This is a genomic window from Bradyrhizobium sp. YR681 (assembly GCF_000282615.1).
Classification (GTDB): domain Bacteria; phylum Pseudomonadota; class Alphaproteobacteria; order Rhizobiales; family Xanthobacteraceae; genus Bradyrhizobium.
Window position 1 is genome coordinate 1 of sequence record NZ_AKIY01000251.1, and the last position, 14,591, is coordinate 14,591.

Here is a 14,591-nt window from a genome sequence, read left to right on the forward strand (position 1 = left end):
CGTCATTCCGAGGCGCGCCTCTTGGCGCGAGCCCGGAATCCATACTCACGATGGTGGTTATGGATCCCGGGCTCGCGACTTCGTCGCGCCCAGGGATGACAACCGGTTATTTGGCTCGCTGGTCACGCCGTCACTTCTTCACCAGCGGGCAGCGCGACTGCTCCAGCGACTGGAACGCCTCGCTGCCGGGCACGGTGGCGAGCAGCTTGTAATCGTCCCAGCGCCCCTTGGATTCCGACGGCTTCTTCACCTCGAACAGGTACATGTCGTGGATCATGCGGCCGTCCTCGCGGATCTTGCCGTTCTTGGCGAAGAAGTCGTTGATCGGCGTCTCCTTCATCACCTTGATGACCGCGGCCGCATCCGTCGTGCCGGCGGCCTTCACGGCCTTCAGATAGTGCGTGATGGAGGAATAGACCCCGGCCTGCGCCGAGGTCGGGGGCCGCTTCATGCGCTCGGTGAAGCGCTTCGAGAAGGCGCGCGTGTCGTCGTTGAGGTCCCAGTAGAAGGCCTCTGCCAGCAACAGCCCCTGTGCCGTCTCCAGCCCGATCGAGTCGATATCGGTGACGAAAGCGAGCAGCGGCGAGACCTTCTGGCCGCCCTTGGTGATGCCGAACTCGGCCGCCTGCTTGATGGCGTTGACGGTGTCGCCGCCGGCGTTGGCAAGGCCGATAACCTTGGCTTTGGAGGCCTGGGCCTGGAGCAGGAACGACGAGAAGTCCGACGTGTTGAGCGGATGACGCACGGCGCCGAGCACCTTGCCGCCGGTCTTCGTCACGACGGCGCTGGTGTCCTTCTCCAGATCCTGGCCGAAGGCGTAGTCGGCGGTGAGGAAGAACCAGCTGTCGAGACCGGTCTTCACGGCTGCAAGGCCGGTCACGTTGGCCTGGCCGTAGGTGTCGAACACGTAGTGGATGGTGTAGGGACCGCAGGCTTCGTTGGTGAGACGGATCGAGCCCGGACCGTTGAACATGATGATCTTGTTGCGCGCTTTCGCGATCTCGCCGGCGGCAAGCGCGGTCGCGGAGGCCGCGACGTCGTAGATCATCTCGACACCCTGGTTGTCGAGCATGTCGCGCGCGATGTTGGCGGAGAGATCCGCCTTGTTCTGATGGTCGGCCGCCAGCACCTGGATCTTGCGGCCGAGCACCTCGCCGCCGAAGTCTTCCACGGCCATCTTGGCCGCCGTCTCGCTGCCGGGGCCGGTGATGTCGGCGTAAAGACTCGACATGTCGAGGATGCCGCCGATCTTCAGCGGGGGCTTGTCCTGGGCCTGCGCGGCGCCTGCGCTCAAAGCAAACGACGCAGCAAAAATGCCCGACAAAATTCTCTTCATTGAAAAAGACCTCCCTTGATCGCCTGTCTCTGATGGCGGCTTGGTTATTGGTGTTGCCACAATCATGCCGCATGCGCGACAGCGCAGCAAGCGCGAGGGCGTTGCGAGCGCACGATTGCCGCGCATGTTTTCCGCAAAGCGGAATGGTGAGATGCGCCCCAAATGTTTCCACATCGTCATTGCGAGCGCAGCGAAGCAATCCAGACTGTCTCCGCGGAGAGATTCTGGATTGCTTCGCTGCGCTCGCAATGACGACGTGTGAGGAAGCCTCTTCGCGATCCGCTACGCTTGGGTTAAAGCTAGAACATAACGCAACCTCCCCGGGCAACGTGACGCGACTGCTTCATCTCATCGCCGCACTTCTTCTCGTCGCGGGTCGCACTGCGGTCGCAACGCCGTGCCAATTCGACACGCTGGGCGAAGGCCACGTCGCGGCGATGGTCGATGCCCGCAGCGTGCGTCTCGACGACGGTCGCGAAATCCGTCTCGCCGGGATCGAGGCGAGCGCGACGACGAAGCAGGCGCTGGCCTCGCTGCTCGTCGGCCGCGACGTCACGCTGCGAAGCGCAGACGACACGCCCGACCGCTACGGCCGGCAAGGCGCGATCCTGTTCATTGGCGAAAGCGACGTCTCGGTCCAGGCCAGCCTCCTCGCCCAGGGCGAAGCCATCGTCTCCGCCGAAATCGCCGACAAGGACTGCGCGGCGGCCCTGATGGCGACGGAGGCCGAGGCGCGGCGCCAAAAAAAGGGCAACTGGGCTGACCCGTCGGCCATAAAAAACGCGGAAAGTCCGGACGATATTTTGGCCGGGATCGGGCTCTTTATGGTGGTCGAGGGCAAAGTCCTGTCGGTCCGGCAAGCTGGGGCAATGACCTACCTCAACTTCGGACGGAACTGGACACGCGGCTTTGCCGTGACTATTTCAAGGCGTGCGTTACCGGCGTTCGAAAACGCCGGGACTTCCCTTAAGTCCCTGGAAAACAAGCGTGTTCGCGTCCGGGGCTGGGTCGAGGGGAATACGGGGCCGCGCATTGATGCGCGCCTCGCGGGGCAGGTCGAGTTGCTGGGCGCAAACGAGCCGACAGGGGTAAGGCCCTAAAAGGGCCAGGCACGGGTTAATCGACGTGAATGGGGTGCTAGAACAGCACTGGACGGGTGAAGGCCGCCGCCTTCGGGCTGCGCCGGCCGCGCTATGCCTCGTGCTGAGCGGTCTTCTCGCCGGCTGCGGCGACATGAACCGGTTCCAGACCGCGACGGCGCCGCCGACGGTCGCCATGCCCAAGCCGAAACCGGCCGTCGCGCAGACCCCCGCCACCGAGAAAGAGCACGAGCGCATCCTGGCGAGCTATGGCGGGACGTATGACGATCCCCGGCTCGAATCGCTCGTCAGCAAGACGGTCGACCGGCTCGTCGCCGCCTCCGACCGCCCCGACCAGGGCTACAGGGTCACCATCCTCAATTCCGGCGCGGTGAACGCCTTCGCGCTGCCGAACGGCCAGCTCTATGTCACGCGCGGGCTGCTCGCGCTTGCAAGCGATACGTCGGAATTGTCCTCCGTGCTCAGCCACGAGATGGCGCATGTGCTGTCCAAGCACGCGGCGATGCGCGAGGACCAGGCGCGCCAGGCCGCGATCGTCACCCGTGTCGTCACCGACATGAGCAACGACCCCGATCTCACCGCGCTCGCGCTCGCCAAGACCAAGCTCACCATGGCGAGCTTTTCGCGCAACCAGGAGTTCGAGGCCGACGGCATCGGCGTCGGCATCTCCGCCAAGGCCCATTTCGACCCGTATGGCGCCGCCCGCTTTCTCTCCGCGATGGAGCGCAATGCCGAGCTGAAGGCCGGCAAGACCTCGCTCGATCCGCGCGCGCAGGATTTCACCTCGTCGCATCCGGCAACCCCGGAGCGCGTGCAGAACGCGCAGACCATCGCGCGGCAATACGTGGCTCCGGAAGGCGGCGAGCGTGACCGCGAAACCTATCTCGCCGCGATCGACAACCTCGTCTATGGCGAAGACCCCAGCGAAGGTTTTGTGCGCGGGCGGCGTTTCCTGCATCCAAAACTCGGCTTCACCTTCCAGGCGCCTGACAACTTTACGCTCGACAACACCGCGCAGGCCGTGATCGGCGTGCGCGACGGCGGCTCGCAGGCGATGCGCTTCGACGTGGTGCGCGTGCCGGCCGAGCAGTCGCTCGGCGACTACCTGAATTCCGGCTGGATGGAGGGCGTCGAGAAGGCGTCCACCGAGGACATCACCATCAACGGTTTTCCGGCCGCATCCGCCACCGCCAAGGGCGATCAGTGGCAGTTCAAGGTCTACGCGCTGCGCTTCGGCAGCGACGTCTACCGCTTCATCTTCGCCGCCAGGCAGAAGTCGACCGAGAGCGAGCGCAACGCGCGCGAGACCGTCAATTCGTTCCGCCGCCTGACGCTCGACGAGATCCAGGCCGCGCGCCCGCTGCGCATCAAGGTCATCACCGTGCAGCCCGGCGACACCGTGGAATCGCTCTCGCACCGCATGGCCGGCGTCGATCATCCCGCCGAGCGTTTTCGCGTGCTCAACGGCCTCGACCGCAATGCGCAGGTGAAGGTGCGGGACCGCGTGAAGATCGTCGCGGATTGACGCTGCGCCAAGCGCGCGTCGTAGCCCGGATGAAGCGCAGCGAAATCCGGGATTCTCTCCTCGCGGATAAGCTTACCCGGATTGCGCTGCGCTTCATCCGGGCTACGGGTTGCGTGCCGGGGATCTAACCGCCCGCGTCCATATCGCCGGCCTCGCGCTGGCCGCTGAGCCAGAGCGCGAGCAGGGTCCAGAACGCGCCGGACAGCAGGTACGCACCCGAGGCGATGACGCCGAGATTGGTCGCAAGCAGCAGCGCGACCAGCGGCGCGAAGCCGGCGCCGAACAGCCAGGCCATATCGGAGGTCAGCGCCGAAGCCGTGTAACGGTAGGCCTGCCGGAAGTTCGAGGCGATCGCGCCGGAGGACTGGCCAAACGAGAGACCCAGCAGGATGAAGCCGATCACCATGTAGATGGTCTCGCCGAACGCGCCGGCATCGAGCAGCTGCGGAGCGAAACCGCTGTAGATCGCGATCGCGATCGCCGATCCCATCAGCAGCGATTTGCGGCCGACGCGGTCGGCGATGATGCCTGAGGCCACGATCGCGGCGACACCGAACACGGCGGCGACGATCTCGATGATCAAAAAGCGCACCGGGCTTTCGCGGGTGAACAGGAACACCCAGGACAGCGGAAACACCGTGACCATGTGGAACAGCGCGAAGCTCGCCAGCGGCGCGAACGCACCGAGCATGATGTTCTGGCCTTCGCGCGCGACCGTCTCGGAGATGCGCGCGGGCTGCAATTCGCGGGTCTCGAACAGCGTGGCGTATTCTTCCGTCGTCACCATGCGCAGCCGCGCGAACAGCGCCACGACGTTGATGGCGAAGGCGACGAAGAACGGATAGCGCCAGCCCCAGTCGAAGAAATCGTCTGCCGAGAGGTTGCCGGCGAAATAGGCGAACAGCGCGCTCGCCACGATCAGCCCGAGCGGCGCGCCGAGTTGCGGCACCATCGCGTACCAGCCGCGCTGGGAAGGCGGCGCGTTCAGCGCCAGCAGCGAGGCCATACCGTCCCAGGCGCCGCCCCAGGCCAGACCCTGCGCGATACGCGCCAGCGCCAGCAGCCAGATCGCGGCACTGCCGATCTCGTGATAGCCGGGCAGGAAGGCGAGCGCCACGGTGGCGGTGCCGAGCAGGAACAGCGCCGAGACCAGCTTGGCCGTCTTGCCGTACTCACGGTCGACCGTCATGAAAATGACGGTGCCGATCGGCCGGGCCATGAAGGCCAGCGCGAAGATCATGAAGGAATAGAAGGTGCCGGTCAGCTCGCTGGTGAACGGGAACACCAGGCGCGGGAACACGATCACCGAGGCGATCGCGTAGACGAAGAAGTCGAAGAATTCCGAGGTCCGGCCGATGATGACGCCGATGGCGATCTCGCCGGGACTGGCCAGGTCGTGGCCGTGCTCGCCCGAGGGGATTTCTGCCAGTGCGGGGGTCTGTGCCGTCGCCATTCGTGCGCCCTTAACGTCCTGAAAACCAAAGCCGACCGCCCGGCGGGGCGCCAGGCAATCCGGCCCTGTCTGGCGCAACATTCCGCACTGCAACATTGGACAAATTGTCCAATGTCCCGATTGCTGCGCCGCAGCTACCCGTTGGCCCCGCAACGGAAACTCATTCTCAAAGGCTCGGCCCGTGTCCCGTCTCAAGATCCTGGCGCTGCTACCCCTGGCAGTCGCGCTCAGTGGCTGCAACTACGTCGTGCTGGCGCCAGCCGGCGACATCGCTGCCCAGCAGCGCGACCTCGTCATCATCTCCACCGTCCTGATGCTCCTGATCGTCGTCCCCGTGATGGCGCTGACGGTGGTGTTCGCCTGGCGCTACCGCCAGTCCAACACCTCGGCCCGCTACGAGCCGGAATGGGATCACTCGACCAAGCTCGAGCTGGTGATCTGGTCGGCGCCGCTGCTGATCATCATTTGCCTCGGCGCCTTGACCTGGATGGGCACGCATCTGCTCGACCCCTACCGCACGCTGGGCCGCATCCATGCCGACCGCGCCGTGGACCAGTCCAAGGCCCCGCTCGAGGTCGACGTCGTCGCGCTCGACTGGAAATGGCTCTTCATCTATCCGGACTACGGCATCGCCACCGTCAACGATCTTGCCGCCCCCGTCGATCGTCCGATCAATTTCCGCATCACCGCCTCCTCGGTGATGAACTCGTTCTACATCCCCGCGCTGGCCGGCCAGATCTATGCGATGCCGGGCATGGAGACCAAGCTCCACGCGGTGGTGAACCATCCCGGCACCTACAAGGGCTTTTCGGCGAATTACAGTGGCGCCGGCTTCTCCGGCATGCACTTCAACTTCCAGGGCCTGGACGACAAGGGCTTTGACGCCTGGATCGCCAGCGCCAAGTCCGCCGGCGGCTCGCTCGGCCGCGCCGAATATCTCCAGCTGGAAAAGCCCAGCCAGAACGAGCCGGTGCGGCGCTACGGCACCATCGATTCCGATCTCTACCGCCTGATCCTCAACATGTGCGTCGAGACCGGCAAGATGTGCCAGAGCGAGATGATGGCGATCGACGCCAAGGGCGGCCGCGGCCATGAGGGCCTGAACAACACGCTGCCGCTCGCTTACGACAAGTATGCCCGCCGCGGCAGCAGCCCGCTCGGGCCGGAGCCGACCTTCGTCGCCGGCACCTGCACGCCCGATGCGCCGCAGGGCAGGACGACGGCCTCCATCACGGCTCCCGTCGACACCGCGCCGCTTACGGGCGCCGGCCTGAAGCGGCCGACCTTCACGCCGCTGAAGTCCTCGTCCTTCTTCCTCGGACAGCGTCCGAAGTCAGACTCCTAAAGAGAGCTCGCATGTCTCCTGATCTTCTCAAGCTCATCTTCGGCCGGCTCGGCATCGAATCGCTGCCGCTGCACGAGCCGATCGTCGTCGGCACCTTCGTGATGGTCGCGCTCGGCGGCGCCACGCTGCTCGCCGGCCTCACCTATTTCCGTCTCTGGGGCTACCTCTGGCGCGAATGGTTCACCACGGTGGACCACAAGCGCATCGGCATCATGTACATGATCCTCGGCATCGTGATGCTGCTGCGCGGCTTCGCCGACGCGCTGATGATGCGCGGCCAGCAGATGCTCGCCTTTGGCGGCTCCGAAGGCTATCTCAACGCCCATCACTACGACCAGGTTTTCACCGCCCACGGCGTGATCATGATCTTCTTCGTGGCGATGCCGCTGGTGACAGGCCTGATGAACTACGTCGTGCCGCTCCAGATCGGCGCACGCGACGTGTCGTTCCCGTTCCTGAACAATTTCAGCTTCTGGATGACGGTCGGCGGCGCGGTGCTGGTGATGGCCTCGCTGTTCATCGGCGAATTCGCCCGCACCGGGTGGCTGGCTTATCCGCCGCTGTCGAACATCGGCTACAGTCCCGACGTCGGCGTCGACTATTACATCTGGGCGCTGCAGGTCGCCGGCGTCGGCACGACGCTGTCCGGCATCAACCTGATCTGCACCATCGTCAAGCTGCGCTGCCCCGGCATGACCATGATGAAGATGCCGGTATTCACCTGGACCTCGCTCTGCACCAACATCCTGATCGTCGCCTCCTTCCCGGTTCTGACCGTCGTGCTCGCGCTGCTCTCGCTCGACCGCTACGTCGGCACCAACTTCTTCACGAACGATTTCGGCGGCAGCCCGATGATGTACGTGAACCTGATCTGGATCTGGGGCCATCCTGAAGTCTACATCCTGGTTCTCCCGGCCTTCGGCATCTTCTCGGAAGTCACCTCGACCTTCTCCGGCAAGCGCCTGTTCGGCTACACCTCGATGGTCTACGCCACCGTGGTCATCACCATCCTGTCGTACCTGGTGTGGCTGCACCACTTCTTCACGATGGGGTCGGGCGCCAGCGTCAACTCGTTCTTCGGCATCACCACGATGATCATCTCGATCCCGACGGGCGCGAAGATGTTCAACTGGCTGTTCACGATGTATCGCGGCCGTATCCGCTACGAGCTGCCGATGATGTGGACGATCGCCTTCATGCTGACCTTCGTGCTCGGCGGCATGACCGGCGTTCTGCTCGCGGTGCCGCCGGCCGACTTCGTCCTGCACAACAGCCTGTTCCTGATCGCTCACTTCCACAACGTGATCATCGGCGGCGTGGTGTTCGGCGCGTTCGCCGGCATCAACTACTGGTTCCCGAAGGCGTTCGGCTTCAAGCTCGATGTGTTCTGGGGCAAGCTGTCGTTCTGGTTCTGGGTCGTCGGCTTCTACCTCGCCTTCATGCCGCTCTACGTGCTCGGCCTGATGGGCGTGACCCGCCGCCTGCGCGTGTTCGACGATCCGTCCTTGCAGATATGGTTCGTCATCGCCGCGATCGGTGCTTTCCTGGTCTTCCTCGGCATCCTCAGCATGCTGATGCAGTTCGCGGTCTCCTTCCTCAAGCGCGAGCAGCTCAAGGACGTCACCGGCGATCCCTGGGATGCGCGCACGCTGGAATGGGCGACATCCTCGCCGCCGCCGGACTACAACTTCGCCTTCACCCCCGTCGTTCACGACAATGACGCGTGGTGGGACATGAAGAGGCGCGGCTACCAGCGTCCGCTCACCGGGTTCAAGCCGATCCACATGCCCTCCAGCACCGGCACCGGCATCATTCTCGCCGGCTTCGCCACCGCGATGGGCTTCGGCCTGATCTGGTACATCTGGTGGCTGGCGGCAGCGAGCTTCATCGCGATGCTCGTCGTCGGGATCGGTCACACCTTCAACTATCACCGCGACTTCGACATTCCGGCTGACGACGTCATCCGGACCGAGGACGCGCGCACCAAACTGCTCGCCGGAGCCAAGTAAATGACTGTCGCTGTCAATTCCTCGCAGGCCGGCGAGCCGGTCTTCTATCTCGCCGACGAACACCCGCATCCGGAAGGCTACAGCACCTCGCTGGGCTTCTGGATCTACCTGATGAGCGACTGCCTCATCTTCGCGATGCTGTTCGCCGCCTTCGGCGTGCTCGGCGCCAACTACGCCGCCGGGCCCGCGCCGAAGGATTTGTTCGACCTCGACCTGGTCGCGGTGAACACCTCGATGCTGCTGCTGTCCTCGATCACCTATGGCTTCGCCATGCTGACCATGCAGCAGAACAAGGTCGCGCAGACGCAGATGTGGCTGGCGATCACCGGCCTGTTCGGCCTCGCCTTCATCGGCATCGAGCTCACCGAGTTCGCCCACATGATCCACGAAGGCGCCACGCCCCAGCGCAGCGCCTTCCTGTCCGCCTTCTTCACCCTGGTCGGCACCCACGGCCTGCACGTCTCCTGCGGCCTGATCTGGCTGGTCACGCTGATGGTGCAGGTCCAGAAGTTCGGCCTGATCGAAGCCAACCGCCGCCGCCTGATGTGCTTGTCGATGTTCTGGCACTTCCTCGACGTGGTCTGGATCGGCGTCTTCACCTTCGTCTATCTCCTGGGAGTTCTGCGATGAACACCGATACCCACGCAGCCGGCGCGCACGACCATCACCACGACGACGGCCACGCCCACAGCACGTTCTCGGGCTACATGCTCGGCTTCGTGCTCTCGGTGGTGCTGACCGCGATCCCGTTCTGGCTGGTGATGAGCGGCACGCTGCCGAGCAAGCAGATCACCGCGCTGGTCATCATGGCCTTCGCGATCGTGCAGATCGTCGTGCACATGATCTACTTCCTGCACATGAGCCCCAAGTCCGAGAATGGCTGGACCATGATGGCGCTGATCTTCACCATCGTCATGGTGGTGATCGCGCTGTCGGGTTCGCTGTGGGTGATGAACCACCTCAACAGCAACATGATGCCGATGCACGAGATGACGGGAATGAAGTGAGCGAGATCCGGACCGTGACGAGCAGGGCAAAGGGCACGCGCCGCAAGGCCGCGCGCCCCGCCCTGTGGCTCGCGGTCCTCTCGCTTGCGGCCTTTGCCGTTCTGATTGCGCTCGGCGTCTGGCAGATCGAGCGCCGCGCCTGGAAGCTGGCGCTGATCGACCGCGTCGAACAGCGCGTCCACGCTCCGGCCCAGCCGATCCCCTCGCCGGCGTCCTGGCCCGCGGTCTCCACCGCAAACGACGAATACAGGCACGTCAACGTCGCCGGCCGCTTCCTGCATGACCGCGAGACGCTGGTTCAGGCCGTCACCGAGGAAGGCGGCGGCTATTGGGTGCTGACGCCGCTCCTGCGCGACGACGGCACGATGGTCCTGGTCAATCGCGGCTTCGTGCCGTCCGAGCGGCGCGACGCATCGACCCGCCAGACCGGCAATCCGGACGGCCGGGTCGAGATCACCGGCCTCTTGCGGATCACGGAGCCGAAGGGCGGATTCTTGCGGAACAACGTGCCCCAGCACAACCGCTGGTACTCGCGGGATGTTGCCGCGATTGCGGCGGCCCGCGGCCTCGACAAGGTCGCGCCGTTCTTCATCGATACCGACGCCGGATCACAAACCGCTGGCGGCCCAATCGGCGGATTGACCGTGATCCGCTTTCCCAATAACCACCTGATCTATGCGCTGACGTGGTTTGCCCTGGCTTTCATGCTGGCCGGCGGGCTTTTCGTTACATTCGGCGGCGGGCTATTCCGCCGCAAGCGCTTCGTCCACGAACCGGCCGGCGGCCCCGATGCCTCCGCCCGCAGGACGGGATCAGATGCTGGAACGATCGTCGAACAGACCTGACGACGGAAGAACGCCTCCCCGACCGCTTGGCGAACTGGCCGTTACACTGCAATCGCAGGCGGACGCGCGCAGCGAGCTGATCGGCGCTGCGCCCACCGACGACGAGACCAACCGCAAGAACATGGCGCTGCTTATCCAGCTGCGCTGGACCGCCGTGGTCGGCCAGATCGTGACCATCGGCGGCGTGCATTTCTGGCTCGGCATTCCCCTGCCCCTGGAGCGAATGGGCGCGGTGATCGGCGCGCTGGTGCTGCTCAATGTCTCCAGCCTGGTCTGGGTGCGCCATCGCGCCGCCGTCTCCAGCAACGAGCTGCTGGTCGCCTTGATGCTCGACGTCGCCGCGCTGACCGCGCAGCTTTACCTCAGCGGCGGCGCCACCAATCCCTTCACCTCGCTGTTCCTGCTCCAGGTGACGCTCGCCGCCGTGCTGCTCGACGCCCGCTCGACCTGGTCGCTGGTGGCACTGACCTGCGCATGCTTCATCTGGCTGACGCTGGCCTACCGCCCGCTCGACCTGCCGCCGAACCCGCTCAGCGAGACCTACACGCTGACCGTCGCCGGCATGCTGCTGGGCTTTGCCCTCAACGCCGTGCTGCTGGTCGTGTTCGTCACCCGCATCAACAGGAATTTGCGCGAGCGCGATGCGCATCTGGCCGCGCTGCGCCAGCATGCCGCCGAGCAGGACCACATCGTCCGCATGGGCCTGCTCGCCTCCGGTGCCGCGCACGAGCTCGGCACGCCGCTCGCCTCGCTCTCGGTCATCCTGAGCGACTGGCGCCGCATGCCCGACCTCGCGGCCGATCAGGAACTCGCCGAGGACCTCTCCGAGATGGAGACCTCGCTGCAACGCTGCAAGTCGATCGTGACGGGCATCCTGGTCTCGGCGGGCGAAGCGCGCGGCGAAGGCTCCTCGCCGACCACGGTGACGGCCTTCGTCACCGCGCTGGTGGAGGAGTGGCGCGACGCGCGCTCGGCGCGCACGCTGTATTTCGTCAACACCTTCGGCGAAGACGTCGCGATCGTCTCGGACATCGCGCTGAAGCAGGTGATTTTCAACGTGCTCGACAACGCCTACGAGGTCTCGCGCGACTGGGTCGAACTGCTGGCCGAGCGCGAGGGCGACAATCTGGTGCTGTCGATCAGCGACCGTGGCCCCGGCTTTGCGCCGGAGATGCTGGTACAGCTCGGAAAGCCCTACCAGTCGAGCAAGGGCCGCGCCGGCGGCGGGCTCGGCTTGTTCCTGGTGGTGAACGTGGTGCGCAAGCTGGGCGGCAGCGTGACCGCCGAGAACCACCGGAAGCGCGGTGCCACCGTGCGCCTGACGCTGCCGCTCGCAACGCTCGCGATTGGAGGCAGCTTTGACGCCTGACCGTTCGCTCATCGTCGTCGAGGACGACGAAGGTTTTGCGCGCACGCTGAAGCGCTCGTTCGAGCGCCGCGGCTACGAGGTCGTGCTGGCCGCCTCGATCGAAGAGGTGCGCAAGGTGCTGGAGGAGCGCTCCTTCGGCCATGCCGTGGTCGACCTCAAGCTTGGCGGCGCCTCCGGCCTTGCCTGCGTCGAGCTGCTGCACACGCATGATCCCGACATGCTGATCGTGGTGCTGACGGGCTTTGCCAGCATCTCCACCGCCGTCGAGGCGATCAAGCTCGGCGCCTGCCACTACCTGGCAAAGCCGTCGAACACCGACGACATCGAGGCCGCCTTCAACAAGGCCGAGGGCAACGCCGAGGTCGCGCTCGATGCACGGCCGACCTCGATCAAGACACTGGAATGGGAGCGCATTCACCAGACCTTGATCGAGACCGATTTCAATATCTCGGAAGCGGCGCGGCGGCTCGGGATGCACCGCAGGACTCTCGCTCGGAAACTCGAGAAGCGGCCGGTGAAGTAGTTCTGCGAGCACGTAGGGTGGGTTAGCGAAGCGTAACCCACCAACTTCGTTCGTCATTCTCTGACGCAGGGTGGATTACGCCCTGCGAAGCGACCACGACGCGACGCCCCAAACAAAAAGCCCGGCCAAACGGGCCGGGCTTTCGATCTGTTGCGATCGACCTGGGCTTACGCAGCCTCGTCGGCGACGGTGGTGTCGTCGCCATCGGCATCGTCGGCACCCTCGGCATCCGCCTCACCTTCGCCCTCGGCGGCTTCTGCCTTGGCGTTGCGGCGCGGGCTCTTGGCGAGCTGGGACTCGATTTCCTTGACCGCTTCGGTCTCGGTCGAGTGCTGCACCACCGCGATCTCGCGGGACAGACGGTCGAGCGCCGCTTCATAGAGCTGGCGTTCGCTGTAGGACTGCTCCGGCTGCGACTCCGAGCGATAGAGGTCGCGCACGACTTCCGCGATCGCGACGATGTCGCCCGAGTTGATCTTTGCTTCGTACTCCTGGGCGCGGCGCGACCACATGGTGCGCTTGACGCGGGCACGGCCCTTCAGCGTCTCGAGCGCCTTCTTGACGAGGGCAGGCTCGGACAGCTTGCGCATGCCGACATTGGCGACCTTGGCGGTCGGCACGCGGAGCGTCATCTTGTCCTTGATGAAGTTGATGACGAACAGCTCGAGCTTCGCGCCGGCGATCTCCTGCTCCTCGATGGCCAGGATCTGGCCGACGCCGTGAGCGGGATAGACCACGAATTCGTTGGCCTTGAAGCCCTGACGCTGGGTCACGACCTTCTTTTCCTCGACCTTCGGCGCAGGTGCAGCGGCCTTCACAGCCGGCTTCGCAGCGGCGACAGGTGCCTTGGCGGGAGCAGCGGCAACGGGGGCCTTCGGCGCGACGGGCTTGGCAGCGGGAGCCTTGACGGCAGCGGGCTTGGCAACAGCAGGCTTTGCAGCGGTCGCTTTCGCGGCCGGTTTGGCAGTCTTGTTAGGCATTGCGCTTCTTTTGTTCTTCGAGGACTTTGCAGCCGGCGCCTTCGTCGCGGTCCGACCCTTGGATGCGCTACGGCTGGCCGCGGCGACTTTTTTGGCCTCCTTATGGGAAGCCCTCGCTGAAGTACTCTTTTTACGCGTTTTCTGTGACACAGCCTGCGCGCGGAAACTGCCACGCCCCTGTTCGACATTTGGTTTCACGGGAACCCAACGGGGCCAACTGGGCTGACCGGGGGTTCAGCTTAATGTGCCCAATATAGCACATTTCCCGCAAAAATCAATGATTTAGGGGTCTTCAGGGCTGGTTTTCGACGCTGACGAAGGTATTAGGGTTAAGTTTGCGCCGGAATTCAGTCTCCGGAGCCGGGGTTCGGAGAAAAATATTTCTCGAACTTGCCTTCCTGCCCGTCGAATTCCTTCGCGTCTTCGGGCGATTCTTTCTTCTGGGTGATGTTCGGCCAGCTCTTGGCGTAGTCGGCGTTGACCTGGAGCCACTTTTCCAGGCCCGGTTCCGTGTCCGGCTTGATGGCGTCGGCGGGGCATTCCGGCTCGCACACGCCGCAGTCGATGCACTCGTCAGGATGGATGACGAGCATGTTGTCGCCCTCGTAGAAACAATCGACCGGGCAGACCTCGACGCAGTCGGTGTACTTGCACTTGATGCAGTTTTCAGTGACGACGTAAGTCATCCAACGCTCCGAAAAGCTCTTCTAAAAGTCGCGGCTTGCGTAGCGCGGATGGCCCGGCGCTGCAAGGTCGGGAAGCCCCGATCATGACGGCTTTATGTGTTTGATCGACCAAGAAATGAATTCAAAGCGCAATTAATTGCGCCAAGAACTTTGATTCCCTTCGCTCAGCTCCTCGTAGAGCACGCGCGCAGAGGCCGCATCGCCGCGCTTCTCGTTGAAGGCGACCACCTTCAGCACACGCACGGTGCGATCGAGCGCGACGGTGATCACGTCGCCGATCTTGATCGCGTGGCCGGGCGATTTCTCGCGTGAGCCGTTGACGCGGACGTGGCCGGACTCGACGAGCTCGGCCGCGGAGGTGCGCGCTTTCACCACCCGCGCGTGCCACAGCCATTTGTCGATGCGCTGCCGCT

Annotated in this window: 14 protein-coding genes; 9 read left to right on the top strand and 5 right to left on the bottom strand. The window is 64.5% G+C overall.

Annotated elements, in window-relative coordinates:
- Window positions 1-130: 130 nt before the first annotated feature.
- The gene (locus PMI42_RS27225) at window positions 131-1,336 is read right to left on the bottom strand and encodes an ABC transporter substrate-binding protein (protein WP_008140173.1); all 1,206 of its coding nucleotides are present in this window, start codon (window positions 1,334-1,336) and stop codon (window positions 131-133) included.
- Between the two features lie 248 nt (window positions 1,337-1,584).
- On the opposite strand from PMI42_RS27225, the gene PMI42_RS27230 reads away from it, so the two are divergent.
- Both PMI42_RS27230 and PMI42_RS27235 read left to right on the top strand, forming a co-directional pair.
- Window positions 1,585-2,436, top strand: coding sequence for a thermonuclease family protein (locus PMI42_RS27230; RefSeq protein ID WP_008140177.1), 852 nt, complete (start codon window positions 1,585-1,587; stop codon window positions 2,434-2,436).
- 25 nt (window positions 2,437-2,461) lie between these two features.
- Window positions 2,462-3,961, top strand: coding sequence for a M48 family metalloprotease (locus tag PMI42_RS27235; protein WP_502692725.1), 1,500 nt, complete (start codon window positions 2,462-2,464; stop codon window positions 3,959-3,961).
- A gap of 124 nt (window positions 3,962-4,085) precedes the next feature.
- On the opposite strand, the gene PMI42_RS27240 is transcribed toward PMI42_RS27235, so the two are convergent.
- Window positions 4,086-5,414, bottom strand: coding sequence for an MFS transporter (locus PMI42_RS27240; RefSeq protein WP_008140181.1), 1,329 nt, complete (start codon window positions 5,412-5,414; stop codon window positions 4,086-4,088).
- A 181-nt stretch (window positions 5,415-5,595) separates the two neighbouring features.
- Here PMI42_RS27240 and cyoA point away from each other — a divergent pair, with 181 nt between their 5' ends.
- From cyoA to PMI42_RS27275, 7 genes are read left to right on the top strand one after another with little or no spacing between them, the layout of a single operon-like run.
- Window positions 5,596-6,759 (top strand): ubiquinol oxidase subunit II, encoded by a 1,164-nt coding sequence (gene cyoA / locus PMI42_RS27245; RefSeq protein WP_008140183.1) that lies wholly within the window; start codon window positions 5,596-5,598, stop codon window positions 6,757-6,759.
- An 11-nt stretch (window positions 6,760-6,770) separates the two neighbouring features.
- Complete coding sequence (cyoB, locus tag PMI42_RS27250) at window positions 6,771-8,768, top strand: cytochrome o ubiquinol oxidase subunit I (RefSeq protein ID WP_008140185.1); 1,998 nt, start codon at window positions 6,771-6,773, stop codon at window positions 8,766-8,768.
- Window positions 8,769-9,398 (top strand): cytochrome o ubiquinol oxidase subunit III, encoded by a 630-nt coding sequence (cyoC, locus tag PMI42_RS27255; RefSeq protein WP_008140187.1) that lies wholly within the window; start codon window positions 8,769-8,771, stop codon window positions 9,396-9,398.
- The gene (cyoD, locus tag PMI42_RS27260; protein ID WP_008140189.1) at window positions 9,395-9,775 is read left to right on the top strand and encodes a cytochrome o ubiquinol oxidase subunit IV; all 381 of its coding nucleotides are present in this window, start codon (window positions 9,395-9,397) and stop codon (window positions 9,773-9,775) included. Before cyoC ends, cyoD begins: the two co-directional genes overlap by 4 nt.
- Window positions 9,772-10,620 (top strand): SURF1 family protein, encoded by an 849-nt coding sequence (locus PMI42_RS27265; protein WP_008140192.1) that lies wholly within the window; start codon window positions 9,772-9,774, stop codon window positions 10,618-10,620. The genes cyoD and PMI42_RS27265 overlap by 4 nt, the downstream gene beginning before the upstream one ends.
- Complete coding sequence (locus PMI42_RS27270; RefSeq protein ID WP_008140195.1) at window positions 10,592-11,989, top strand: ATP-binding protein; 1,398 nt, start codon at window positions 10,592-10,594, stop codon at window positions 11,987-11,989. The genes PMI42_RS27265 and PMI42_RS27270 overlap by 29 nt, the downstream gene beginning before the upstream one ends.
- Window positions 11,979-12,512: a response regulator transcription factor gene (locus PMI42_RS27275; protein WP_008140196.1), complete on the top strand. Its 534-nt coding sequence runs from the start codon at window positions 11,979-11,981 to the stop codon at window positions 12,510-12,512. The genes PMI42_RS27270 and PMI42_RS27275 overlap by 11 nt, the downstream gene beginning before the upstream one ends.
- 167 nt (window positions 12,513-12,679) lie before the next feature.
- Here PMI42_RS27275 and PMI42_RS27280 read toward each other — a convergent pair whose 3' ends face one another.
- From PMI42_RS27280 to PMI42_RS27290, 3 genes are all read right to left on the bottom strand, one after another.
- Window positions 12,680-13,492 carry a CarD family transcriptional regulator gene (locus tag PMI42_RS27280; protein ID WP_008140198.1) on the bottom strand — a complete coding sequence of 271 codons (813 nt, stop codon included), beginning with the start codon at window positions 13,490-13,492 and terminating at the stop codon, window positions 12,680-12,682.
- Window positions 13,493-13,839: 347 nt separating this feature from the next.
- Complete coding sequence (fdxA, locus tag PMI42_RS27285) at window positions 13,840-14,178, bottom strand: ferredoxin FdxA (protein ID WP_008140202.1); 339 nt, start codon at window positions 14,176-14,178, stop codon at window positions 13,840-13,842.
- 132 nt (window positions 14,179-14,310) lie between these two features.
- Window positions 14,311-14,580 (bottom strand): RNA-binding S4 domain-containing protein, encoded by a 270-nt coding sequence (locus PMI42_RS27290; protein ID WP_081502952.1) that lies wholly within the window; start codon window positions 14,578-14,580, stop codon window positions 14,311-14,313.
- Between the last annotated feature and the right edge of the window lie 11 nt (window positions 14,581-14,591).

Excerpts from the sequence above, each read along its gene's own strand:
- fdxA (WP_008140202.1), bottom strand. The coding sequence starts at position 14,178 with ATGACTTACGTCGTCACTGAAAACTGCATCAAGTGCAAGTACACCGAC.
- PMI42_RS27230 (WP_008140177.1), top strand. The coding sequence starts at position 1,585 with ATGACGACGTGTGAGGAAGCCTCTTCGCGATCCGCTACGCTTGGGTTA.
- cyoC (WP_008140187.1), top strand. The coding sequence starts at position 8,769 with ATGACTGTCGCTGTCAATTCCTCGCAGGCCGGCGAGCCGGTCTTCTAT.
- PMI42_RS27280 (WP_008140198.1), bottom strand. The coding sequence starts at position 13,492 with ATGCCTAACAAGACTGCCAAACCGGCCGCGAAAGCGACCGCTGCAAAG.
- PMI42_RS27225 (WP_008140173.1), bottom strand. The coding sequence starts at position 1,336 with ATGAAGAGAATTTTGTCGGGCATTTTTGCTGCGTCGTTTGCTTTGAGC.
- PMI42_RS27240 (WP_008140181.1), bottom strand. The coding sequence starts at position 5,414 with ATGGCGACGGCACAGACCCCCGCACTGGCAGAAATCCCCTCGGGCGAG.
- cyoB (WP_008140185.1), top strand. The coding sequence starts at position 6,771 with ATGTCTCCTGATCTTCTCAAGCTCATCTTCGGCCGGCTCGGCATCGAA.
- cyoD (WP_008140189.1), top strand. The coding sequence starts at position 9,395 with ATGAACACCGATACCCACGCAGCCGGCGCGCACGACCATCACCACGAC.
- PMI42_RS27270 (WP_008140195.1), top strand. The coding sequence starts at position 10,592 with ATGCTGGAACGATCGTCGAACAGACCTGACGACGGAAGAACGCCTCCC.